The organism is Mycobacterium sp. 852002-53434_SCH5985345, assembly GCF_001667155.1.
In the GTDB taxonomy this organism is placed as follows: Bacteria; Actinomycetota; Actinomycetes; order Mycobacteriales; family Mycobacteriaceae; genus Mycobacterium.
Genome location: NZ_LZIE01000066.1, coordinates 160,023 through 182,213 on the forward strand (window position 1 = coordinate 160,023; position 22,191 = coordinate 182,213).

At 68.5% G+C, this 22,191-nt stretch carries 22 protein-coding genes, 1 pseudogene and 1 riboswitch; of the genes and pseudogenes, 12 read left to right on the plus strand and 11 right to left on the minus strand.

The window, feature by feature from the left end; all coding sequences use genetic code 11:
• Positions 1-139 precede the first annotated feature (139 nt).
• Both A5756_RS16690 and A5756_RS16695 read left to right on the plus strand, forming a co-directional pair.
• Entirely contained in the window at positions 140-796 is a 657-nt protein-coding gene (locus tag A5756_RS16690; RefSeq protein WP_066954497.1) for a heme-binding protein, read from the plus strand.
• A 65-nt stretch (positions 797-861) separates the two neighbouring features.
• The gene (locus tag A5756_RS16695) at positions 862-1,698 is read left to right on the plus strand and encodes a class I SAM-dependent methyltransferase (protein WP_066954500.1); all 837 of its coding nucleotides are present in this window, start codon (positions 862-864) and stop codon (positions 1,696-1,698) included.
• Between the two features lie 3 nt (positions 1,699-1,701).
• On the opposite strand, the gene A5756_RS16700 is transcribed toward A5756_RS16695, so the two are convergent.
• A complete protein-coding gene (locus A5756_RS16700) occupies positions 1,702-2,712 on the minus strand; it encodes an NADP-dependent oxidoreductase (protein ID WP_066954503.1) in 1,011 nt (336 codons plus the stop codon).
• A 52-nt stretch (positions 2,713-2,764) separates the two neighbouring features.
• Here A5756_RS16700 and A5756_RS16705 point away from each other — a divergent pair, with 52 nt between their 5' ends.
• Positions 2,765-3,451, plus strand: coding sequence for a hypothetical protein (locus A5756_RS16705; protein ID WP_066954506.1), 687 nt, complete (start codon positions 2,765-2,767; stop codon positions 3,449-3,451).
• A 31-nt stretch (positions 3,452-3,482) separates the two neighbouring features.
• Entirely contained in the window at positions 3,483-4,328 is an 846-nt protein-coding gene (locus A5756_RS16710) for an SAM-dependent methyltransferase (RefSeq protein ID WP_066954509.1), read from the plus strand.
• Positions 4,329-4,334: 6 nt separating this feature from the next.
• On the opposite strand, the gene A5756_RS16715 is transcribed toward A5756_RS16710, so the two are convergent.
• Positions 4,335-5,162, minus strand: coding sequence for a family 16 glycosylhydrolase (locus A5756_RS16715; RefSeq protein ID WP_066954512.1), 828 nt, complete (start codon positions 5,160-5,162; stop codon positions 4,335-4,337).
• 690 nt (positions 5,163-5,852) lie between these two features.
• Here A5756_RS16715 and A5756_RS26495 point away from each other — a divergent pair.
• Positions 5,853-6,305 carry a hypothetical protein gene (locus A5756_RS26495; RefSeq protein ID WP_232005353.1) on the plus strand — a complete coding sequence of 151 codons (453 nt, stop codon included), beginning with the start codon at positions 5,853-5,855 and terminating at the stop codon, positions 6,303-6,305.
• A 42-nt stretch (positions 6,306-6,347) separates the two neighbouring features.
• Here the strand turns inward: A5756_RS26495 and A5756_RS16725 are convergent, their stop codons facing one another.
• Complete coding sequence (locus A5756_RS16725) at positions 6,348-7,019, minus strand: cutinase family protein (RefSeq protein ID WP_066954515.1); 672 nt, start codon at positions 7,017-7,019, stop codon at positions 6,348-6,350.
• A 124-nt stretch (positions 7,020-7,143) separates the two neighbouring features.
• On the opposite strand from A5756_RS16725, the gene A5756_RS16730 reads away from it, so the two are divergent.
• Positions 7,144-7,806 (plus strand): class I SAM-dependent methyltransferase, encoded by a 663-nt coding sequence (locus A5756_RS16730; RefSeq protein WP_066954518.1) that lies wholly within the window; start codon positions 7,144-7,146, stop codon positions 7,804-7,806.
• Positions 7,807-7,817: 11 nt separating this feature from the next.
• Here the strand turns inward: A5756_RS16730 and A5756_RS16735 are convergent, their stop codons facing one another.
• Genes A5756_RS16735 through A5756_RS16745 form a run of 3 tightly spaced genes read right to left on the minus strand, consistent with a single transcriptional unit; the run spans position 7,818 to position 10,898 of the window.
• Entirely contained in the window at positions 7,818-8,894 is a 1,077-nt protein-coding gene (locus A5756_RS16735) for a prenyltransferase (RefSeq protein WP_066954521.1), read from the minus strand.
• On the minus strand, positions 8,881-9,639 hold the full coding sequence (locus tag A5756_RS16740; RefSeq protein ID WP_066954524.1) for a class I SAM-dependent methyltransferase: 759 nt from the start codon (positions 9,637-9,639) through the stop codon (positions 8,881-8,883). The genes A5756_RS16735 and A5756_RS16740 overlap by 14 nt, the downstream gene beginning before the upstream one ends.
• Positions 9,633-10,898 (minus strand): glycosyltransferase family 4 protein, encoded by a 1,266-nt coding sequence (locus A5756_RS16745; RefSeq protein WP_066954527.1) that lies wholly within the window; start codon positions 10,896-10,898, stop codon positions 9,633-9,635. The genes A5756_RS16740 and A5756_RS16745 overlap by 7 nt, the downstream gene beginning before the upstream one ends.
• A gap of 442 nt (positions 10,899-11,340) precedes the next feature.
• On the opposite strand from A5756_RS16745, the gene A5756_RS16750 reads away from it, so the two are divergent.
• On the plus strand, positions 11,341-12,147 hold the full coding sequence (locus A5756_RS16750; RefSeq protein WP_066954530.1) for a DUF1906 domain-containing protein: 807 nt from the start codon (positions 11,341-11,343) through the stop codon (positions 12,145-12,147).
• A gap of 149 nt (positions 12,148-12,296) precedes the next feature.
• On the opposite strand, the pseudogene A5756_RS16755 reads toward A5756_RS16750, so the two are convergent.
• The 4 genes and pseudogenes from A5756_RS16755 to thiO all read right to left on the minus strand — a co-directional run.
• A pseudogene (locus A5756_RS16755) lies at positions 12,297-12,716 on the minus strand (GDSL-type esterase/lipase family protein); the annotation flags it as partial.
• A complete protein-coding gene (locus A5756_RS16760) occupies positions 12,713-13,471 on the minus strand; it encodes a thiazole synthase (RefSeq protein ID WP_066954533.1) in 759 nt (252 codons plus the stop codon). The gene A5756_RS16760 and the pseudogene A5756_RS16755, both read right to left, overlap by 4 nt.
• Positions 13,464-13,661: a sulfur carrier protein ThiS gene (gene thiS / locus A5756_RS16765; RefSeq protein ID WP_066954536.1), complete on the minus strand. Its 198-nt coding sequence runs from the start codon at positions 13,659-13,661 to the stop codon at positions 13,464-13,466. The genes A5756_RS16760 and thiS overlap by 8 nt, the downstream gene beginning before the upstream one ends.
• Positions 13,658-14,671: a glycine oxidase ThiO gene (gene thiO, locus A5756_RS16770; RefSeq protein ID WP_066954728.1), complete on the minus strand. Its 1,014-nt coding sequence runs from the start codon at positions 14,669-14,671 to the stop codon at positions 13,658-13,660. The genes thiS and thiO overlap by 4 nt, the downstream gene beginning before the upstream one ends.
• Position 14,672: 1 nt before the next feature.
• Positions 14,673-14,782, minus strand: a riboswitch (TPP riboswitch).
• A 36-nt stretch (positions 14,783-14,818) separates the two neighbouring features.
• Between thiO and thiE the strand changes: the two genes are divergently transcribed.
• A complete protein-coding gene (gene thiE / locus A5756_RS16775) occupies positions 14,819-15,490 on the plus strand; it encodes a thiamine phosphate synthase (protein WP_066954539.1) in 672 nt (223 codons plus the stop codon).
• On the opposite strand, the gene A5756_RS16780 is transcribed toward thiE, so the two are convergent.
• Positions 15,462-16,094: an NUDIX hydrolase gene (locus A5756_RS16780; RefSeq protein ID WP_066954542.1), complete on the minus strand. Its 633-nt coding sequence runs from the start codon at positions 16,092-16,094 to the stop codon at positions 15,462-15,464. The two genes, thiE and A5756_RS16780, sit on opposite strands and share 29 nt — an antisense overlap.
• 134 nt (positions 16,095-16,228) lie before the next feature.
• Between A5756_RS16780 and glnX the strand changes: the two genes are divergently transcribed.
• The 4 genes from glnX to A5756_RS16800 all read left to right on the plus strand — a co-directional run bounded on the left by glnX (position 16,229) and on the right by A5756_RS16800 (position 22,184).
• On the plus strand, positions 16,229-17,548 hold the full coding sequence (gene glnX, locus A5756_RS16785) for a protein kinase G-activating protein GlnX (RefSeq protein ID WP_066954545.1): 1,320 nt from the start codon (positions 16,229-16,231) through the stop codon (positions 17,546-17,548).
• Entirely contained in the window at positions 17,545-18,516 is a 972-nt protein-coding gene (locus A5756_RS16790; protein ID WP_066954548.1) for a glutamate ABC transporter substrate-binding protein, read from the plus strand. Before glnX ends, A5756_RS16790 begins: the two co-directional genes overlap by 4 nt.
• The gene (locus A5756_RS16795; RefSeq protein ID WP_066954551.1) at positions 18,516-20,795 is read left to right on the plus strand and encodes a serine/threonine-protein kinase PknG; all 2,280 of its coding nucleotides are present in this window, start codon (positions 18,516-18,518) and stop codon (positions 20,793-20,795) included. Before A5756_RS16790 ends, A5756_RS16795 begins: the two co-directional genes overlap by 1 nt.
• A gap of 75 nt (positions 20,796-20,870) precedes the next feature.
• Positions 20,871-22,184, plus strand: a complete 1,314-nt coding sequence (locus A5756_RS16800) for a DUF1800 domain-containing protein (RefSeq protein ID WP_066954553.1) — start codon at positions 20,871-20,873, stop codon at positions 22,182-22,184.
• Positions 22,185-22,191: the final 7 nt, after the last annotated feature.

The window sequence follows — 22,191 nt, forward strand, 5'->3', positions numbered from 1 at the left end:
GATCCCCGGGTCGGCTACCGATCCCAACCCGCCACCGGGGAGGACGCGCGTTACCCTCGCCCACGACGAAAGACAAGGGTCGGGTGACACCGTCGTTGGGGAGTGACCGCACTTGCGTCATCGGGGCCTGGTGGGTCAAATGGTTTTGATGATGAACCCGATCAAGCTCGCCGAGCAGGTCGCCGAATCGGTTCTGGCGGTGGGCGGCATTCGCGTTGGCCTCGAGGAACCGAAGTACACGCGCCATCCGCTCACCGGCACCGTCGAGATACGCCGCTACGGTCCGCGGATTGCCGCCGAGACTACAGTCGACGCCGACGAAAACCGCGCTCGTGACGTGGGGTTCCGACGACTGGCGGGATACATATTCGGCGGCAATCGGGGCAACGAATCGATCTCGATGACGGCACCCGTCAGCCAGCAGCCGGGCCGTCGTGGCCAGCAGATCGCGATGACCGCGCCCGTCGTACAGTCCGCCAGCGCCGAGAGTGGCTGGGTGATCCGGTTTTTCATGCCCGAGAAGTGGACGATGGAGACCCTTCCCGCGCCCAAAGACGATCAGGTCCGCCTCGTCACCGTGCCGTCCGCGACCGTAGCCGTGCTGCGATTCAGCGGTGACCGCAGCCCCAAGGCGGTCGCGTCTCGCACCGATGAGCTCAGGAAAACATTGCGGGACAACGGGATCAAGACCACCGGAGAGGCCGAGGCCTGGTTCTACGATCCGCCCTGGACGCTGCCGATGCGGCGTCGCAACGAGATCGCGATTCCGATCGATCCGGCTTCCGCACCGGCCTAGCCGCTCGACATGAGACGGCGCGTAGGCACCTACGTTCGGCGCTGAGCCGGTTACGGTTTGGCGTGATGACGAATCAAGACAGCCAGAAGGTGGATGCCACGCTGCTGACCGGTGTTTCGGAAACGGCGCTGCTGACCCTCTACGGCAGGGCATATCAGGCCGGGCGCCCGGACCCGATCATCGACGATCCGATGGCCGTCAGGCTGGTGGAGTCCTTCGACTTCGACTTCGAGAAGTTCGGGCGCAGGGGCCAGGAGATGGCGCTGCGTTCGCTGGCCGTCGATCGGTGCGCAATCGATTACCTGACCGCGCATCCCAGGGCGACCGTGGTCGCGCTTGCCGAAGGTTTCCAGACGTCTTTCTGGCGCCTGGACCGCGCCCTACCCGGCGCGCAATTCAGTTGGCTTTCGGTGGATTTGCCTCAGGTCATCGACCTTCGGCAGCGGCTGCTGCCGCAATCCACGCGGATCACTCATCTCGCGCAGTCCGCACTCGACTACAGCTGGATGGACAAGGTCGACACCGGCAACGGCGTGTTCGTCACCGCCGAAGGGTTGCTGATGTACCTACAGCCCAACGAGGCGCTGGGACTGATCACCCAGTGCGCCAAGCGATTTCCCGGCGGCCGGATGTTCTTCGACCTGCCGCCGACGATCGTCAAGAAGGTCGCGCGAAGGGGGCTGCGATCGTCCAAGCGCTACCGGGTACCGCCGATGCCCTTCAGCCTCTCGGTGCGTCAACTGGCGAAGCTGGCGGAAGGCGTGCCCGGCATCCGTGCCGTGCACGATGTACCGATGCCCGCGGGGCGGGGCTTCTTCTTCGGCAAGCTATACCCCGCGTTCTGGCGCTTTCCGCCCGCGAAGCCTTATCGCGGCGTCTTCGCCCTACTCGAATTCGGCTGAGGATCAGCCGACCTTGACCACCAGCTTGCCGACGTTCTTGCCGTCGAAGAGCATGTTGATCGCCGTTGGCAGCTGCTCGAAGCCCTCGACGAGGGTCTCGAGCGGGGTGAGCTTTCCCGCCTCGATCAGGCCCGCGATCTCGCCGATCGCTTCCGGCGCGCGCCCGAAGTGGTCGAGGACGATGAAACCCTGCAATGTGGCGCGCTGGATGAGCAGATTGCCGAATGCGCGGGGGCCCGGCGGGGGGTCTTCCGCGTTGTAGCCGGAGATCAGGCCGCAGAGCGCGACGCGGGCGCCGATGTTGAGGCGCGCGAAGATGGCGTCCATCAGGTCGCCGCCGACGTTTTCGAAGTCGACGTCGATGCCCTTGGGCGTCGCCGCCGCCAGCTGGGCGGCCCAGTCGTCGGCTCGGTGGTCGACGGCCGCGTCGAAGCCGAGCTGGTCGGTGAGTAGCGCGCACTTCTCGGGCCCGCCGGCGATCCCGACGACGCGAGCGCCGGCGGCCTTGGCGAGTTGGCCGGCGACCGACCCGACCGCACCCGCGGCCGCGGAGACGACGACGGTCTCGCCCGGCCGCGGCTTGCCGATCTCACGGATCCCGATCCACGCGGTGAGCCCGGTCATCCCGAGCGCACCCAGGTAGGCGCTCGGCGAGATGCCGGGTGCCACGTCCACCGGGTTCACCATCGCCGTGTCCGTGAGGACCGCGTACTCCTGCCAGCCGAGCAGGCCTTGCACCTGCTGTCCGACCGCGTAGGTGGAGCTCTTGGACGCGACGACCTCGCCGATCCCGGCGGCGCGCATGACCTCGCCGAGCCCGACCGGGGGGAGGTATGTCGGGGTGTCGTTGATCCACATGCGGTTGGTCGGGTCGAGCGAGATCCAGTCGACGCGCACCAGCGCCTCGCCGTCGCCGATCTCGGGCACCGCCTCCTCGCTCAGTTCGAAGGTGTCCGGGCCGATGCGGCCGGTGGGGCGTTCGCGGAGCAGAAAACGACGGTTTCGATCGGACATATGCGCACCGTACCCTTCAACAAGGGGGCCGCCGTACGAAAGGTTTTGCGCGGTGAACGTGATGTCGCGAATCGCCGGTGTCCCCGTCGCCGCGCTGACGGTGCTGACAGCGACGATCCTGTCGCCGCCCGGGCCGGCTGCCGCGGATCCGCCGCCCACCCAGCAGATCACCGTCGTGGCCGTCGGGCCCGATGGCCAACCGATGAACGGTTACCAGGTGGCGTCCGGACCGGGCAACGTCGGCCAGGCCAGCGAGTGCTCTTCACCGTCGCCGTCGGCGCTGGCCGACAACGTCTACTCCTGCTCGCCAACCGCGGCGGGCGCCCTCACCTGTTGGCCCTCGACACCCGGATCGCTGCTGTGCGTGGACAATCCCTGGGACAAGCGCATGCATCGGGTGAACTACGACGGCCCGCTGCCGCCCGTGCAGGCACCCACAACCCCGGACCCGTTCGCGCTGACTCTCGACGACGGCACGCGGTGCCTGTTCCGCAACGGTGGCGCCTGGGGCGGTCGCGCCGACGGGTATGTCCCGGTGTACGGGTGCGGCACCGGCGGCGGTGGCAATACCGCGGTGCTGTGGCTGCCCAGCCAGGGCGCCGGGAGTTGCATCGACCGCTCATCATCGGCGTGGACGGTCAAGGTCGGCCAAATCGGCCGACCGGACACCGTCTACCCACCGCCCCAGACCCGCGGGGTGACGGAAGCGTGGCTCGCCGGCGGCAAGGCCGGTCAGTAGAGCGGCAGCGGGGCTTGCTATAACGCAACGTATGTCACGCCCAGGCCAAACGATCACCCATGTTTCCGATACGGCCCGGTGGACGGCGTTGCATCGGGCAACCGAATCGGCCCGCCCCGACGCGCTGTTCAGCGACCCGCTGGCGGAGCGTCTCGCCGGCGAACACGGCCGCGCGATCGTCGACAACGTTCGCTGGACCGATCGCAGCGGTTTTTGGTTGGTCGCGCGCACCAAGCTCATCGACGACGCCATCGCCGACGCGCTCGCGAACGGCTGCGACCGGGTGCTGAATCTGGCCGCCGGTCTGGACACCCGGCCCTATCGCTTAGACCTCCCACCCGATCTCACCTGGGTCGAGGCCGATCTGCCCAAGTTGCTCGAGGAAAAGACGCAAGTACTCGGCGATCAGACCCCGCGCTGCCGGCTCCGACGCATAGCGGTTGACCTCGCCGACCCGCGCGCCCGAGACACGTTCTTCAACGACGCGCTGGATGGTGCGGCGAAGGCCTTCGTGCTGACCGAGGGCCTGTCGATGTACCTCGAGCCCACCGCCGTCGTCGGGCTTTCAGACGCGATCAAGCGCCCCGAGGTCGCGTGGTGGATGCTCGATTTCGCCTTTCCGGGCCTGAAGAAGCGGATCAACAAGAACGTCGCCGGCATCTCGGAAAACGCGCCGTTCAAATTCGCACCCGACAACGGCCTGGCCTTTTTCGAAGACCTTGGTTGGCGGACCGTCGAGGCTGAGTCGGTACTGGTGGCCGCCCACCGATTGCATCGCCTACCGATCTGGATGCGTCCGCTTGCCTGGCTGCCTCGGCCGGATTTGCGCCGTCCGGGCGGCAAATCGTCGAGTGCGGTCGCCCTGCTCACCCACTGAACCCGCCTACCAGACGCGGATCCAGTCGACGAGCATGTCGGCGGGATAGGTTCCCGGTCCCGGATCGCCGCCGCCGGAACCTGCCACCGCCAGATTGAACACCGGGTAGACCGTGTAGCCCGGTCCGTTGAACGGCCAATCGGGCAGCGAGCTCGCCGGCACGTCGAAATACGGCTGGGCCCCGTCGGAGTAGTCCTTCCAGAACCGGATGCCGGCCTCATCCCACTGCGTGCGCCAGGTGTGCCAGGCGCTGTCCATCGCAATGTTGTGGGTCTTCCATTCGCCGCCATTGGCTTTCGCGTGCACGGTGGTGGCCGAGGGCCAACTGCCGTTGCCGTACCACTCCATCACGTCGATCTCGCCCTGGTCATCGTTGCCCAGCCAGTAGGCCGGCCAGGCACCGGCGGTCAGGCAGTTGAGCTTGATACGGGCTTCCCAGGTATGGCCGACGCCACCCCGCCAGAGGCTTTGGACTTTGCCGCTGTAGTAGGTGGGGCCATCCTTGGCGGCATGGAGAACCAGGTTGGAGTTGCCGTCGAGGAAGACGTTGCGACGATCGTCGCGGTACTGCCCGATGTGCTCGGGCAGCTCCCAATATGTCGGGTCCTTGATGGATTCGCGGGCCTTCGCCACCGTCCACTTCGACGAATCCGGCGCTGAGCCGGCGGGTCCGTCGAATTCGTCGTGAAAAATGTAGGTGCCGGTTTGGCCGCTGGGAGCGGCGGGAGCGGGTGTGCGACCCGGGCTGGCCAGGGCATCCGGCGCAGGCAGCGCGGCTGCCAGCACGCCGATCCCGGTGGTCAACATCATGCGGCGGCGGTCCATCTTGGGCATACGCGGGGACGATAGCAGCCACCGCCGTCCCGACCGAACTCCGAAATCTGTCGGTGCTCGCCGCTAACGTTTCGAATCGCGGGCGGGCCAGCACGGACGGCGGCGCGGTAACGGCGGCGGGATTAGTCGAAATTCATGGCTAATTCTCAACTTCGTGGGTGGTTTGGCCTCAGGATCGGCCGGGCATCCTGAGATCACAAGCCGATAACCAGAAGGCGTAGCTTTTGCGGGTTGCACTGGGAGGAGTTAACGATCGTGGCGAATTCAACGGGAGCGACGGTTATTTCCCTTCAGTCCCACCCGCGATGGGCTGCGGCTCGGCGCCAGGAACGCGAACGCCGTGAGGCGATGCGTCGTCACCCCGCTTTCCGCGCCAGCCAGCGTGCCGCGGTCGCCGGTGGCGAGGTCATTCCGCTGATCCGCGACTTCAAGCTCTACTCCAGCACCAACACCCCGGCCTGAACATTTCCGTGCGTAAATTGCGCAATAGGCGTACCGGGCGTGGACCCGCTCCCACGCGATAATCGAGCCGCAAAATCATTTCGATAACTCCGTCCGGGGCAGCGCTCCGCCATAGAGGGCAGCCGTGGCGCGAGAGCCACGGCGATGCCCCGAGATTTTCGGTGTGCGCCGTTTACATCATTCCCACCGTTTACTACCGTGAGTAGTAGAAGTCGATTGGGGAAAGCGATGTCGAACAATTGGTTTTCGAGCACAGCGCACCGTCCGCTCACCACGGCGATGATCGGGTTCGCCGCCGCCTACGCCCTGCACGCAATCGATCATTTTCGGCGGGGAATGGCGGCATCGCCGCCGTCGATCATGGTCGGCGGCACCATCCAGGGCATCGTCGTGCTGATCGCCGTCGTGCTCGTCCTGCGTCATCACCCGCGGGCGCCCGAGGCGGCGATCGCGGTGGGTTTCGGCAGCGCCGCGCTGTTCGTCTATGCCCATGTGCTGCCGACGTTCCTGCCGGACTTCCAGGACAGCTTCACGTCCGGGCCGCGCATCAACGTCACCTGGTTCTCGTGGGTCACCGCGGTCGCCGAGATCGGCGCGGGTCTGCTGCTCGGGTACGTGGGACTGCGGGCACGACGGCGTCGGACCGCGAGATCGCCGGAGCGGGTTACGTCGCGGGCTTAGCTCGCTCACTACCGCCTGTAGCGATCCGGCGCGCCGGATCGCTCAGAGCTTGCCGGCGACGAAGTCGGCCGCCTGATTCGCCATGCCCGCGTCGATGTACGCACCGGCGAGGTGTTGCGGCCAGTTCGCGTTCCAGGTGTTCGGGTCGGCGGGGTTGCAGATGGGGTCGGCGCCGTGGCACAACTCGATGGTCCGGTCGTTGTAGGTCGGGTTGAAGTTGGTGATCGGACCGACCCACTGGCTGCCGTTGCCGAAGAGGGCCACCGCAGCGATGTGCTGGTCGGCGCCCGGCGGCAGGGGGCTGTCGAAGCCGAACGCGCCGATGGGCGCCGCGAGGACCACGTCGGTCACCGCCGCGCCGAGCGAGTAGCCGCCGAGCACCAGCCGGGTATTCGGGCAATTGTTGATCATGTCCTGAACGTGGTGGCTCATGTCGTTGGCACCCTGAGCAACCTCGGTGTCGGCGGGGTAATTCACGGCATAGACGCCGATGTTCTTGTTGACCTTGGATCGCAGCGAACTGATGAACGCGTTGCCCAACACCCCCGGTCCCGGCGACTCCATCCGTCCGCGGGCGAAGACCACCTGCACCTGGGGGCAGGTGGCGGCCGCGGCGCTGGGAATTGCGGACGCCGGGAGGGCAGCGGGCAACGCCGGTGCGGCCGCGATGAGGACCGCCGCCAGGCTGATGTCACGGAGTCTGCGGGCAAGCACAGCATGATGGTAAAGCGGTCCCGGCCCGGCCGCTGGGCTTAGGCAAAGCGACCTCAGTCCGGTCGCGCGGCGGCGACCCCGACCACCGTGGGGGCACCGGTGGCGCGAACGATAGGTTCAGCTGATGAGTCACGTCGACGCGAGTGCGCCCGAACGCCTGTTCGCGCTGGCCGAACAGGTGCAGGGGTTCCTACCCGCCGACGAGGGACGGGCGCTCTACGAAGCCGCGCTGCGGTATCTCGACGGCGGAGTCGCCGTCGAAATCGGCACGTATTGCGGCAAATCCACCCTGTTGCTCGGCGCCGCGGCCCAACAAACCGCGGGCGTGCTCTACACGATCGACCACCACCACGGCTCCGAGGAGCACCAGGCCGGCTGGGAATACCACGATGCCGCGTTGGTCGACGAGGTCACGGGGCTGTTCGACACCCTGCCGACCTTCCGGCGCACGCTCGATGCGGCGGGGCTGGACGACCACGTCGTCGCCGTCGTGGGCAAGTCGCCGATCGTCGCCTCCGGGTGGCGGTCACCGCTGCGATTCTTGTTCATCGACGGCGGCCACAGTGAGGCCGCGGCGAACCAGGACTTCGACGGATGGGCGAAGTGGGTGGCCGTCGGCGGCGCGCTGGCTATTCACGACGTCTTCCCGGACCCCAGGGACGGCGGACGGCCCCCTTACTACATCTACTGTCGCGCTATCGATTCCGGACAGTTCCGGGAGGTTTCGGCCACCGGATCGCTAAGGGTCCTGGAACGTGTCAGCGGTCAGCCGGGCGAGCAGACCTAGCCGGACTCACGTCACCAGCCGGGACCTGTGGAGACGCATTCGCAGTCGAAGTCGGTCTGCAGACCCATCGGCAATCCCTCGGCGCGGAAAATCCCGGCGCCCGCAGTGGTGTTCGACAGCGCGTCCGCGGCGAGGATCATCGCCGCTCCCGTCCAAGTGGTGCGCTCCTCGGGCCAGCGTTTCCCGTCCGCGAACACCAAACCCGTCCAGTAAGAGCCGTCCTCCTCGCGGAGATGCTGCATGGCGCCGAACTGGCGATGGGCGGCGGACCGCTGACCGATGGCGTCCAGCGCCATCACCAGCTCGCAGGTCTCGGCGCCGGTTACCCAGGGTCGGTCCACCACACAGCGGATGCCCAGTCCGCCGACCACGAAGTCGTCCCAGCGCTGTTCGATGCGCGCGGCCGCCGCGGGCCCCCGCAGCGCGCTACCGAGAATGGGGTAGTACCAGTCCATCGAGTAGCGGTCCTTCTCGGTGAACGCCTCGGGGTGCGCGGCTAACGCGTGTCCCAGTCGGCCCAGCGCCAGTTCCCACTCCGGCTGAGGCTCGCCGACCAGGGCCGCGAGCGCCAAGGCGCACCGCATGCTGTGAAAGACGCTTGCGCAACCGGTCAGCAGCGCTTCGTTCAAAGGGCCGGCTTCACCACGGGCCCAACAGATTTCGCCATAGCCGACCTGTAAGTCGATGACGAAGTCGATCGCCTTGTGCACGACCGGCCACATTTGAGCGGCGAAGCGCCGGTCGCCGGTGACGAGCACGTGATGCCAGACGCCGGTGGCGATGTAGGCGCAGAAGTTGCTGTCGCTGTTGGCATCTTCGACGACGCCCGCGCGGAGCTGGATGGGCCAGGAGCCGTCCGGCCGCTGCGTGCGACGGCTCCATTCGAACGCGGCGCGCGCCGATTCCAGCAGCCCGGCGGCGGTGAGCGCCATCGCGCACTCCACGTGATCCCACGGGTCGGTGTGGCCCCCCTCAGACCAGGGGATGGCCCCGGTGGGCTCCTGCATGGCCGCGATCGACAGCGCGGTGCGACGGCATTGCTCGGGACTCAGGACGCCCGGGACCGATGGTGGGTTAGACCGACGCAACTGAATATCCCACCGTCGCCTGGCTTTCGGCCGGCGGTTGTTTGACGAAATACATCGCCACGCTCTTGCCGACCAGCGGATTGAGCAGCGATTCCGCCAGCTGCGTGATCTTCGGCCGTTGCGTCAGGTCCCATACCAGGAGTTGGTGATACGCCGACACGGCTCGGTGATCGGTGTTCGACACGCCCACAGCGCATTTCAACCACCAGAAGGGGGAGTGCAGTGCGTGCGCGTGGTGGGAATGCGTCAATTCCATTCCGCCATCCGAGATCTTGGCGCGCAGATCGCTGGCCCGGTAGATGCGTACGTGGCCGCCCTCGTTGCTGTGGTATTCGTCGGACAATAGCCAGCACACCCGCTCCGGAAGCCAGCGTGGCACGCTGACCGCCAGAGTGCCGCCGGCCTTGAGCACCCTGATCAATTCGGCGATCGCGGCGTCGTCGTGCGGTATGTGCTCCAAGATTTCGGACGCGATCACGCAGTCGAACGTCTCGTCGGCGTACGGCAACTTCAGGGCGTCACCGACCACCACCTTCGCCGACGCACCGGCAGGCGCCTCACCGGTTTCGGCCATCGCGCGCAAAATGGTATCCACCGAACGCAATTCGGCCTCATCGCGGTCGAACGCGACCACGTCGGCACCGCGCCGGTACGCTTCGAAGGCATGCCGGCCTGCTCCGCAGCCGACGTCGATGACCTTCGTCGCCGGCCCCACCCGTAGCCGGTCGAAATCGACTGTCAGCATTGCGTTTCCCCTTCGGGAGTGGCCGAGGCGGCGTTGCGTGCGATCGCCCGCTCATACACCCGCACGGTTTGGGCGGCCACGGCTTCCCAGCTGAACACGTTGACCGCGCGGGTTCGTCCCGCTTTGCCCAGGCTCCGTCGCTTCTCCGGCGAGTCCAGCAGGTCTCCGAGGGCACGGGTGAGCGCGTCGACGTCGGCGGGCGGTACCAGTTCGGCGCACGCGCCGTCGGTGCCGAGGACTTCCGGGAGCGCACCGACCCGACTCGCGACGATCGGCGTTCCGCTGGCCATCGCCTCCACCGCCGGTAGCGAAAACCCTTCGTAGAGTGAGGGAATGCAGGCGACTTCGGCCGAGGCGAACAACGCGGCCAGCTCGGCGTCGGAAAGCCCGCTGGTGATGTGGACCATGTCGGAGATTCCGAGCTCGGCGATGAGTTTGTGGGTGGGCCCGTTGGGTTCCACCTTGGCGACCAGCCGCAGCTCGAGATCCCTGCTCGTACGCAGCCGAGCGACCGCATGCAGCAAGGTGCGCACACCCTTCAGCGGCGTATCGGCACTGGCAATCGCGATGACCCGCCCAGGTTGCCGGGGAAGGGATCCCGGCTTGAACAAGTCGGTGTTCACGCCTAGCGGCACCACATGCAGCTGGTCCGGCGAGACCCCGAAGTCGCTCACGATGTCGGCGGCCGACGACGACGAGACCGTCAGCAGGTCCGGGATCTGGCGCGCCACCTGCTGCTGCATCGCCAGGAATCCATACCAGCGCTGCACCAACGGCTTTCGCCACCATCGCGCGGCCGCCAGGTCGAGCACCCGGTCACGGGTGATGGGATGATGCACGGTGGCCACCACAGGCAGTCCCGCACCCGCGATGGTGAGCAGCCCGGTGCCCAGGCTCTGGTTGTCGTGGACGACGTCGAAGTCGGCCATCCGGGCCGCCAGCAACCGCGCGGCGCGCATGGTGAACGTCCGGGGTTCCGGAAAACCAGCCGTCCACGTGGTGAGCAGTTCCAACAGGTCGATCGAGTCGCGAATCTCGCTGGGCCTTGGCACGCGGAAGGGGTCGGGTTCGCGGTAAAGGTCGAGGCTCGGCACCTTGGTCAGCCGCACCCGCGGGTCGAGCAGGTCGGGGTAGGGCTGGCCGGAGAACACCTCGACGTCATGACCCAGTTCCACCAGACCGTGGCTGAGATGGCGCACGTAGACGCCCTGTCCGCCGCAATGGGTTTTACTACGGTAGGACAGCAGGGCAATTCGCATACTCAACTCTTCTTTGCTGGTGAATGGCCGCGGAATGGCGCCGAATCCATCGCGGTCAACGGGCTCCCGAACCCCGCGACAGCAAACTGGACATGTGTCCAGACTATAGTTCGATCACCTAATCGAGCGCAACGAGCTCGGGCGTCACCGGCTCCCGGGTAAACGGTCTGACGGAAATCCGGCACCCAAAGATCATGCCATTCGGCCCCGAACGGGATTGAACCGTTCGGCCGGGCCCCCGCGCGGCACGAGGTATTCGACGCTATACCCAGCCGCAGGTGATGAGCCGGTGGGCGCCGGCGGGAGCACAGCTCCGACGCCATGGCGGGGCGAGCGGGGCGCTCGGGTCGGCGGCCGATGGCTTCGTCGACGTGCCCGGGGCCAGCCGGTGTGCCCGCGCCGCAGTTCGCCCAGGTCGGGCGCTATTTGTTACCATCGCGCGGTGCAGGATTCGGCTGCAGCAGGCGAACGCGGCGCGCCGCGATGGGTGTCGAGGCGCGACGCCCTGAAATTTGCCGCCGCGCCGGCTTTACTCGGCCTCGCAACGCTGGCCACCAACACCGCGGGGCCAAAGGCATTCGCCGCCGACATGCGGCTGATCGATTTCGCCGAGCGCAGGATTGCCCCGGACGAGATCAAATCCGCGGGTTATGGCGGGGTGGTGAATTATGTGTCGGAGTCACGGCCGGGGGCCAATTTCGAGGCAAAGCCCATCACGCGCGAGTACGCGGACGCGCTGCGCGCGGCGGGTCTCCAGATCGTCAGTAACTTCCAGTACGGCAAACCCGGGTGGCCCGACCCTTCGGACTGCACGCGCGGCTACGACGGCGGCGTGGCCGATGCGCAGACCGCATCGCGGCTGCACGCCGCGGCCGGGGGCCCGGGCTCGGCCCCGATCTTTTTCAGCATCGACGACGACATCGACGTCAACACCTGGAATAGCGTTGCCGTCCAATGGTTTCGCGGAATCAACTCGGTCCTGGGCGTGGGTCGCACCGGCATCTACGGCCATGCCGGCGCGTGCGGCTGGGCGATCCGCGACGGCGTCATAGGAAACTCGACCACGCCCGGGCACCGGTGGGCGTGGCAGACGAAGTCGTGGTCGCATGGACAGCGCGAACCCGCGGCTGTGCTCTACCAGTCCGTGGTCAACAGCCCGAGCAACCCCAGCCCGCTGCTCGGCGGGATCAACGTGGACATCGACGAGGTCCTGGCGCCCGACTTCGGCCAGTGGGATTTCGCGCGCTGAGCCCCGTCGACGTCACGAGGCATAACCGAGTGCGACGGTTTGCCGCGTGTCATCTGCATAGGTTATGTGTCGCGGAAACGACCGCGCCCTGACCTGAGGGCGCCCCCCCCCCCCCCGGGCCCCCGGGGGCCCCCCCCCCCCCCCCCGAGACCGACCGCGCACAACGACTCGAACACCGCGTCCAGGGCCTGATTCCGCGCGTCCCGGTCCAGCAGCAGGGAAAGGCGCCGACCGAGCAACGGCAGGCGCCGGACGGCTCGCGGCAAGGAGGCGGCCATCAGCAGCGGGATGTAGCCGACGTCGTTGCCGCCGATCGTGATGGTCACCAGGCCTTCCGAGCCGTTCAGCGCGGTGATCTGGGGCGGCGCGCCGCGCTGGTGGTCGGCAAGCACGTGGGCGGTGGTCGCGCCGGAAAAGGTGACGTCTACCAGATCGAGGTCGCATCGCTGCGCGACCAGGTGCGCATAGTTGCGCGCCGAGCGGCCGGAGCCCCAGGGGGCATCCGCGGCACGGGGCCCGATGCCGGGGCCGGCGGCCATCGAACTGCCCAGCGCGACATAGCGTTTCATCGTTCGGGGCTGGACGCCTGGGCCCAGAAGCGCTTGGGAATTCGGCCCGCCCGCCGGGCCAGATAGCCGGCGGTGACGGCGGCGGCCATCGCGGCCGCCATCGTCGCCGGATCGGCGGCGCGGGTCACCGCGGTGGCCAAAAGCACGGCATCGCAACCCAACTCCATCGCCAGCGCGGCGTCGCTGGCGGTGCCGATGCCGGCGTCGAGCACCACCGGAACGCCGGCCCGGGCGACGATCATCTCGATGTTGTGCGGGTTGGTGATGCCAAGCCCGGTGCCGATCGGCGAACCCAGCGGCATCACCGCCGCGCATCCGGCGTCTTCGAGCCGACGCGCCAACACCGGGTCGTCATTGGTGTAGGGCAGTACGACGAACCCGTCGTCGACCAATTGCTCTGCGGCCCGGATCAATTCGACCGCGTCGGGCAGCAGGGTGCGTTCGTCGGCGATCACCTCCAGCTTGACCCAGTTGGTGTTCAGCGCCTCACGGGCCAGCTGGGCGGTGAGCACCGCCTCGGCCGCGCTGCGGCACCCCGCGGTATTTGGCAGCGGCGTGATACCGAGCCGGTTGAGCAGGTCCAGCAGGCCCGTCCCGCCCTCCGCGTCGACCCGCCGCATCGCGACGGTGGTCAACTCGGTGCCCGACGCGACCAGCGCCTCCTCCAGCGCGGCCAGGCTGGCCGCTCCCCCGGTCCCCATGATGAGCCGCGAGGCGAAGCTGCGGTCGCCGATCGTGAGCTTCGATTCAGCCACCCTGCACCGCCGTCACCACTTCGAGCCGCGCGCCGTCGAAAAGCGTTGTCGTCCAGTTGGATCGCGGTAGCACGGCGTCGCCCATCGCCACCGCGACGCCCCGGTCCGGGTAGCCCAGCGACTGCAGCAGCGCGGCCACCGTGGTCTGCTCGTCGACGTCGACCTGCTGCTCATTGACCACCACGATCATGACGGGGCTCCGACCGGGGCCAGTTGAGAGACGATCTGTTCCGCGGTCCACGGCGCAAGCAGGAATCCGGATCGGCCGTGGCCGCCGGCCACCAGGGTTCGCTCGTCCAGGCGTTGCACCAGGGGCAGGTTGTCCGGTGTCATCGGGCGCAGCCCGGCGGCGCACTCGGCCAGCTCGTATTCGCCGAGCGCGGGCAACACCGCACAAGCGTCGTCGAGCAGGTCCCGCACTCCGGAGACCACCGGGGCGGTGTCGCGCCCGTGTTCGTACTGGGTGGCGCCGACGACCACCCCGTCCGCACGTGGAACCAGGTACACCTGCCGCCCGTGCACGCGGGCCCGAATGACGCGCTGCGGCACGGGCATACACCCCCGTCGCCAGCGCAGGCGCAACACCTCGCCCTTGACCGGGCGCACCGGCAGGCCAGGCCACAACGCGGGGGCGTCGATGCCGTTGGCGATCACGACCGCGTCGCCGTCGACCGTTAGGTCGTGCGCCGGCGGCGCCCACCGCACCCCCAGGCGCTCGCATTCCGCGGATAGGGCGTCCAGCACCGCGCGGTTGTCCACCGCCAGCTCGGTGGGGGCCCGAAAGCCGTGCCGGATGCCTTGCGCCAGCAGTGGTTCCAGATCCCGGGCGGCCGACTCCCAGACCACCGGATGCCCCTGCGCGGACAGCCAGTCGGCGACGGTGCGCAGGTCGGCGACGTCTGCCCGGTCGACGGCGACCACCAGCGACTCGCGGGCGGTGACCACCTGCGCCGGGAGCCCGTCCAGGAAACCGCCCTCGCGCCAGAGCCGCAGCGACTCCAGCCCCAGCTGCAGCAGCCGCTCCTCACCGGGCCAGCCCTCGCTGTGCGGGGCCAGCATGCCGCCGGCGACCCACGACGCGCCCTTGTCGGAAGTGCGGTGCACCCGGACCGACCAGCCGGCCTGGGCGGCGCGGCGCGCGACCGCCAGCCCGATGACGCCGCCGCCGATGACTGCCAGCGACCCGGGGTCTGATGGCATCCTGTCCATCCTGGGGCCTCCCTTCGCCGGCATGACCCGGATCAGGTGTGACGGTAAGGGCAGGCGCGCCCACTCTCAGACCCCGTTCCCGGGACTCCCGTGTCTGTATGTTCTTCGGCTCCCACGCTAGCGCGCTAGCGTCGCGGTGTGCATCAGCGAGTTATCCGCCTGGCATCCGCGCGGTTATATCTGTGCACCGACGCGCGCCGGGAGCGCGGCGATTTGGCCGAGTTCGCCGACGCCGCGCTGGCCGGCGGGGTCGACATCATCCAGCTGCGCGACAAGGGGTCGCCCGGTGAGCAGCGGTTCGGGGCCCTCGAGGCGCGCGACGAGCTGGCGGCGTGCGAGATCCTGGCCGAGGCGGCCCGCCAGCACGGCGCCCTGTTCGCGGTCAACGACCGGGCGGACATCGCCCGCGCGGCGGGCGCCGACGTGCTGCACCTGGGGCAGGGCGACCTGCCGCTGGAGACCGCCCGGGAAATCGTCGGGCCCGACATGTTGCTCGGGCTGTCCAGCCATGACTCCGGCCAGGCCGCCGCGGCCGCCGAGGGCGCGGCGGACTATTTCTGCGTCGGCCCGTGCTGGCCCACCCCGACCAAACCGGGCCGCGAGGCGCCGGGCCTGGGGCTGGTGCGGGCGGCCGCCGATCTCGGCGGCGAGAAGCCATGGTTCGCGATCGGTGGCATCGACGAGCGGCGACTGCCCGAGGTGCTCGGCGCCGGCGCGCGTCGGATCGTGGTGGTGCGCGCGATCACGGCGACCGCCGACCCCCTGGCCGCGGCGCAGCGGCTCAGTTCGGCGCTTGCAGCAGCGAGCTGATCCGCCGACTGAGGTGCGACGGCTCCTCGTCGGCGTCCCCCGGCATGCACCAGACGAAGACGCCGTCCTCGATCTCGATGGTGCGGGGCAGGTGCCGCCGTCGTTCGTCGGCGTGACCCAGGGGCACCAGGGCCGTGGCCGTGCGCAGCCGGTGCCAACTCGCGGCGAAGCCCGGATGCAGCGGCAGCTCGGCCACCTCGTCCTCAGCGACCCAGCGCATCTCGGCGCTTTCCCCGTTGGGCACGGTGTGCAGCAACTCGGTCGCGTCGGCGACCACGGTGGTGTAGGTCCAACGCGCGCCGCCGAGCCCGCCGACCTCGGCCGTGACCACCGTCGACCGCACGGTCAGCAGCTCGCCGTGCAGGCCGGCCTCCTCGTGCGCCTCGCGGACCGCGGTCTCCTCCGGGGTCTCGTGGCTGTCGCGGGCACCGCCCGGCAGGCCCCAGGTTCCGCCCTGATGGCTCCACACCGCGCGGTGCTGCAGCAGCACCGCGGGGGTCCCGTCCGGCCGCGGGGCCCGCAGCAGCAGACCGGCCGCGCCGAAGCGACCCCAGTAATGGGCGCCGCTGTGGGAGACCACCCAACCGTCACCGTCGCCCTGCACGAGTTCAGGATATGCACGTGATCGCCTGGTCAATTGGTCTGCCTCCACCCATCCGCCGCAAGATTCTCTTAGAATTCGCTTATAGAGGTTGGTGCAGCGTTCCAGTGGCCGCGAAAGTTGAGGGCTGATAACACGTGACGGTCGAGCTGGCGCACCCGTCGACAGAGCCGCAGGGGTCGCGGTCGCCGGCCGAACCAGCCCATCCGCGCTGGTGGTTCATCTCCACCACGCCCGGCCGCATCCTGAGCATCGGGATCGTCCTGGCGGTGCTCGGCGGTATCTGCGCGTTCGCCACCTCGACCACCATCAACCACCGGCAGCAGGTGCTGACCACGGTGCTCAACCACACCGAGCCGCTGTCGTTCGCCGCCGGGCGGCTGTACACCACCCTGTCGGTGGCCGACGCTGCGGCGGCCACCGCCTTCATCGCCGAAGCCGAGCCGCCGCCGGTCCGGCAGCGCTACGAGCAGGCCATCACCGACGCGTCGGTCGCGGTGACTCGCGCGTCGAGTGGGCTCACCGACGAACCGCTGGTGCAGCTGCTGGGCCGGATCAACGCCGAACTGGCCGTCTACACCGGCCTGATCGAAATCGCGCGCACCAACAATCGCGAGGGCAACCCCGTCGGGTCGTCGTATCTGTCGGAGGCCTCGGGCCTGATGCAGTCGACGATCCTGCCGGACGCGGCCCAGCTGTATCAGGCCACGTCCGAACGGGTGGACGCGGAAACCACCGCTTCCACTCAGATCCCGGCCCCGGTCATCCTGGTGGTCAGCGCCACCGCGGTCTTCGGCGCCTTCGCGCACCGATGGCTGGCCAGGCGCACCCGGCGCCGAATCAACCCCGGCCTGGTCGTGGGCGGCCTCGCTATCCTCGTCATGGTGGTATGGGTCGGAACAGCGCTGACCATCTCCACGGCCGCCAGCCGTAGCGCCAAGAACACGGCCGCCGACTCGCTGCGGATCGTGACCAACGTCGCGATCACCGCCCAGCAGGCACGGGCCGACGAGACGCTATCGCTGATCCGCCGCGGGGACGAGGAGAAGCGCAAGCAGTCGTTCTATCAGCGGATCGACTCCATGCACCAACAGCTCGACCAGTACATGGCCCGCAGCGACGCCGTCGACAAACCCGACCTGGAAGGCGCCAACCAGCTGCTGTTGCGCTGGCGGCAGGCGAACGACCGGATCAGCTCCTATATCTCGGTGGGCAACTACCGGGCGGCCACCCAGGTGGCCCTGGGCAGCAGCGAGGACGACTCCACCCCGGCGTTCGACAAGCTCGAGGACCAGCTGGTGAAGGCCATCGACCAGAGCCGCACCCACCTGCGCAACGACGTCCTCAACGCGCGCAGCGGGCTGTCCGGCGCCCAGGTCGGCGGCGTGGTGCTCAGCCTCGGGGCCGCCATCGCGGTGGCGCTCGGCCTGTGGCCGCGGCTGAGAGAGTACCGATGAGGACGCGGCTGGCCCGGGCGGGCGCCGTCCTCGCGACGGCGGTCGTGCTGGCCGGATGCGGGCACACCGAATCGCTGACGGTGGCCAACGTGCCGACGCTGCCGCCGCCCACCCCGGTCGGCATGCAACAACTGCCGCCGGAGCCGCCGCTGCCGGCGGACGACCCGGCCCAGGGCTGCGACCTGACGGCGAGCCTGCGGCCCTTCCCCACCAAGGCCCAGGCCGACGCCGCGGTCGCCGACATCCGGGCCCGCGGCCGGCTGATCGTCGGGCTCGACATCGGCAGCAACCTGTTCAGCTTCCGCGACCCGATCACGGGCGAGATCACCGGTTTCGACGTCGACATCGCCGGTGAGATCGCGCGCGACATCTTCGGCGCCCCGTCGCACGTCGAATACCGCATCCTGTCGTCCGACGAACGCGTCACCGCGCTGCAGAACTCCGAGGTCGACGTGGTGGTCAAAACCATGACGATCACCTGCGACCGGCGCAAGCAGGTGAACTTCTCGACCGTCTACCTCGACGCCAACCAGCGCATCCTGGCCCCGCGCGATTCCCCCATCACCAAGGTGGGCGACCTGTCCGGCAAACGGGTCTGCGTGGCGAAGGGCACGACCTCGCTGCACCGGATCCGCCAGATCGACCCGCCCCCGATCGTCGTGTCGGTGGTCAACTGGGCCGACTGCCTGGTGGCGATGCAGCAGCGCGAGATCGACGCCGTCAGCACCGACGACTCGATCCTGGCCGGGCTGGTCGAAGAGGACCCCTACCTGCACATCGTCGGCCCGAACATGGCGACCCAGCCCTACGGCATCGGGGTCAACCTCACCAACATCCCACTGGTGCGGTTCGTCAACGGCACGCTGGAGCGGATCCGCCGGGACGGTACGTGGAACACGTTGTACCGCAAGTGGTTAACCGTGCTGGGGCCGGCACCCGCCCCACCCACGCCGAGGTACTTGGACTGATGACCGAGTCAGAGAACACCGAACAGCCGGAATCCGGGTCCGAAGACGTGAGCCCGGGCACCCAACCGCCGGACACGCAGGGCGGCGGCCCGACGACGGGGCGCATCCAGGCCACCCAGGCGTTGTTCCGTCCCGATTTCGATGACGATGACGATGACTTTCCGCACATCTCGCTGGGCACCCTGGACAGTGACGCGCACGACCGGCTGACGATCGGGACTCGGGTGCTGCCGCCGGTCAGACACCTCGGCGGCGGACTGGTCGAGATCCCCCGGGTTCGCGACATCGACCCGCTCGAGGCCCTGATGACCAGCCCGGTGGTGCCGGAGGCCAAGCGGTTCTGCTGGAACTGTGGAAAGCCCGTCGGCCGCTCCGGCAAAAAGAGCAAGGGGACGTCGGAAGGCTGGTGCCCCGCCTGCGGCAGTGCGTATTCTTTTCTGCCACAACTGAATCCGGGAGACATCGTCGCACACCAGTACGAGGTGAAGGGTTGCATCGCGCACGGCGGCCTGGGGTGGGTGTATCTCGCGGTCGACCACAACGTCAACGACCGCCCGGTGGTCCTCAAGGGCCTGGTGCACTCGGGTGACGCCGAGGCGCAGGCGATCGCGATGGCCGAACGGCAATTCCTCGCCGAGGTGGTGCACCCGCAGATCGTGCAGATCTTCAACTTCGTCGAGCACAAAGACCGCAGCGGCAATCCGGTCGGCTACATCGTCATGGAGTACATCGGCGGGCAGCCGCTCAAGCACAGCAAGGACAAGAAGCTCCCCGTCGCCGAGGCCATCGCCTACCTGCTGGAGATCCTGCCGGCGCTGACCTATCTGCACTCCATCGGCTTGGTCTACAACGACCTCAAGCCGGAGAACATCATGCTCACCGAGGAGCAACTCAAGCTGATCGACCTGGGCGCGGTGTCGCGGGTCAATTCGTTCGGCTACCTCTACGGCACGCCGGGCTTCCAGGCGCCCGAGATCGTGCGGACCGGCCCGACGATCGCGACCGACATCTACACGGTGGGGCGCACCCTCGCCGCGCTGACGGTGAACCTGCCGACCCGCAACGGCCGCTACGTCGACGGCCTGCCCGAGGACGACCCCGTGCTCACCACCTACGACTCGTTCCGCCGATTGCTGCGCCGGGCCACCGATCCCGACCCGCGGCGCCGGTTCGGCAGCACCGAGGAGATGTCCGCCCAGCTGATGGGCGTGCTGCGCGAGGTGGTCGCCCAGGACACCGGGATACCGCGGCCCGGCCTGTCGACGGTCTTTTCCCCGAGCCGCTCGACGTTCGGGGTGGACCTGCTCGTCGCGCACACCGACGTCTACCTGGACGGCCAGGTCCATTCGGAGCGGCTGACGGCCCGCGAGATCGTGACCGCGCTGCAGGTGCCGCTGGTCGATCCGGCCGACGTCGCCGCTCCCGTCCTGCAGGCGACGGTGCTCTCCCAGCCGGTGCAGACCCTGGACTCGTTGCGCGCGGCGCGGCACGGAACGCTGGACGCCGACGGCGTCGAGGTCTCCGAATCGACCGAATTGCCGCTGATGGAAGTCCGCGCGCTGCTGGACCTGGGCGACGTGGCCAAGGCCACCAGGAAGCTGGACGACCTCGCCGAGCGGGTGGGTTGGCAATGGCGATTGGTCTGGTACAAGGCCGTCGCCGAGCTCCTCACCGGTGACTATGACTCCGCCACAAGGCATTTCACCGAGGTGCTGGACACCTTCCCCGGCGAGCTGGCGCCCAAGCTGGCGTTGGCCGCGACGGCCGAACTGGCGGGCGACGTCGACGTGCAGAAGTACTACCAAACGGTGTGGAAGACCAACGACGGGGTGATCTCGGCGGCTTTCGGGTTGGCCCGATGGCTTTCCACCGAGGGTGATCGAGCCGCCGCGGTGCGCACCCTGGACGAGGTGCCGCCCACCTCAAGGCATTTCACCACCGCGCGCCTCACCAGCGCGGTCACCCTGCTGTCCGGGCGGACGAAGAGCGAGATCAGCGAGGAGGACATCCGCGACGCCGCCCGGCGCGTGGAGGCCCTGCCGCCGACGGAACCGCGCGTGCTGCAGATCCGCGCGCTGGTGCTGGGCTGCGCGATGGACTGGCTGGAGGACAACAAGGCCAGCACCAACCACATCCTCGGCTTCCCGTTCACCGAGCACGGGCTGCGGCTGGGCGTCGAGGCCGCGCTGCGTAACCTGGCCCGGGTTGCGCCCACCCAGCGCCACCGCTACGCGCTGGTGGACATGGCGAACAAAGTCCGGCCCACGAGCACGTTCTAGATCGGCGGCTCTCCCTTTCACGTCGTGTGCAGCCCTACACAGGGAAAACATAGGTACATACCGCAAAGTTGACTCATGCCAGGGCAGTCCACCGCATGGATCACCGCGGCCCGCGGGCTGCGGCGGGCCGGGTTCGGGACGACCGGACCCGAGGTAGACGCCGCGCTCAGCACAGACTGGCCGGGCTACGTCGACGCCGTGCTGGCGGCGAATCCCGACGCGGACCAGGGTGCGGTCGCCACCCCGATGCCCGCTTTGCAGCCGCCCGCGCCGCCCGGGAAGGGCGCCGCGCCGGCGGCCCGCAAGCAGTACAACCAGCAGCTGTCCGAACAGCAGGCCGCGCTGTCCGACTGGTGGCTGCGCCGCATGGTCAGCGTGCGGCAGCCGTTTCACGAAAAGCTGACCCTGCTGTGGCACAACCACTTTGCCACCTCGGCGCAGAAGGTTCGAGTCGCCCGGTACATGGCCGCGCAGAACCAGAAGCTGCGCACCCTGTCGCTGGGCGACTTCCGGACCCTGGCTTACGCGATGCTCACCGACGCCGCGATGCTGCGCTGGCTGGACGGGCAGAGCAGCACCGCGAAGGCCCCCAATGAGAACCTTGCGCGGGAATTCATGGAGCTGTTCGCCTTGGGCCACGGCAACGGCTACACGGAGGACGACGTGCGCAACGGCGCCCGCGCGCTGACGGGGTGGGTGATCGATGCCGACGGCCGGACCTCGATGGCATCCAGACGCCACGACGGCACGGCCAAGACGTTGTTCGGGCAGACAAGCGACTTCGACGCCGCCGGATTCTGCGACGCCGTGCTGGCGCAGCCGAAATCGGCGGAGTACGTCGCGGGACGGCTGTGGCGGCAATTGGCCTCCGACGATCCGCCGTTACGCCGCGCGTTGGACAGGCTGGTCTCCGCCTACGGCCCCGGCCGGGACCTGCGAGCGCTGACCCGGGCAATTCTCACCGACGACGAATTCATCGGCGGCCGCGGAACCGTCGTCAACAGCCCGGTCGAATGGCTCGTCGGCGTGATGCGCGCGCTGCGGGTACCCATCGACCCGGCCATCCGCAAGACCGCCGACGCGACATTGCGGGCGCTCGGGCAGCGGCCGTTCTATCCGCCGAGCGTCGGCGGCTGGCCCCAGGGCCAAGTATGGCTGTCCACCGCCAGCGTCGAGGCCCGGCTGCGGGCCGCTGGCCGGCTCGCGCACGCCGGCGACCTGTCCGGCATCGAAAGCGCCGCACCCCGTGACCGCATCGACGCGGTCGGCTACTTGATCGGTGTCGGAGACTGGTCGGATCGCACCGCCGATGCGCTGCGGCCCCTGGTGCGCACCCCACCGCAATTGGTGGCGGCCGCCGTCAACACACCCGAATACCTGACTTCCTAGCGAGATC

Coding starts and splice junctions, on each gene's coding strand:
- A5756_RS16710 (WP_066954509.1), top strand. CDS start 3,483: ATGTCACGCCCAGGCCAAACGATCACCCATGTTTCCGATACGGCCCGG.
- thiS (WP_066954536.1), bottom strand. CDS start 13,661: ATGATCGTGGTGGTCAATGAGCAGCAGGTCGACGTCGACGAGCAGACC.
- A5756_RS16690 (WP_066954497.1), top strand. CDS start 140: ATGGTTTTGATGATGAACCCGATCAAGCTCGCCGAGCAGGTCGCCGAA.
- A5756_RS16790 (WP_066954548.1), top strand. CDS start 17,545: ATGAGGACGCGGCTGGCCCGGGCGGGCGCCGTCCTCGCGACGGCGGTC.
- A5756_RS26495 (WP_232005353.1), top strand. CDS start 5,853: ATGTCGAACAATTGGTTTTCGAGCACAGCGCACCGTCCGCTCACCACG.
- A5756_RS16740 (WP_066954524.1), bottom strand. CDS start 9,639: ATGCTGACAGTCGATTTCGACCGGCTACGGGTGGGGCCGGCGACGAAG.
- A5756_RS16700 (WP_066954503.1), bottom strand. CDS start 2,712: ATGTCCGATCGAAACCGTCGTTTTCTGCTCCGCGAACGCCCCACCGGC.
- A5756_RS16795 (WP_066954551.1), top strand. CDS start 18,516: ATGACCGAGTCAGAGAACACCGAACAGCCGGAATCCGGGTCCGAAGAC.
- A5756_RS16715 (WP_066954512.1), bottom strand. CDS start 5,162: ATGCCCAAGATGGACCGCCGCCGCATGATGTTGACCACCGGGATCGGC.
- A5756_RS16695 (WP_066954500.1), top strand. CDS start 862: ATGACGAATCAAGACAGCCAGAAGGTGGATGCCACGCTGCTGACCGGT.
- thiO (WP_066954728.1), bottom strand. CDS start 14,671: ATGCCATCAGACCCCGGGTCGCTGGCAGTCATCGGCGGCGGCGTCATC.
- A5756_RS16745 (WP_066954527.1), bottom strand. CDS start 10,898: ATGCGAATTGCCCTGCTGTCCTACCGTAGTAAAACCCATTGCGGCGGA.
- A5756_RS16800 (WP_066954553.1), top strand. CDS start 20,871: ATGCCAGGGCAGTCCACCGCATGGATCACCGCGGCCCGCGGGCTGCGG.
- A5756_RS16730 (WP_066954518.1), top strand. CDS start 7,144: ATGAGTCACGTCGACGCGAGTGCGCCCGAACGCCTGTTCGCGCTGGCC.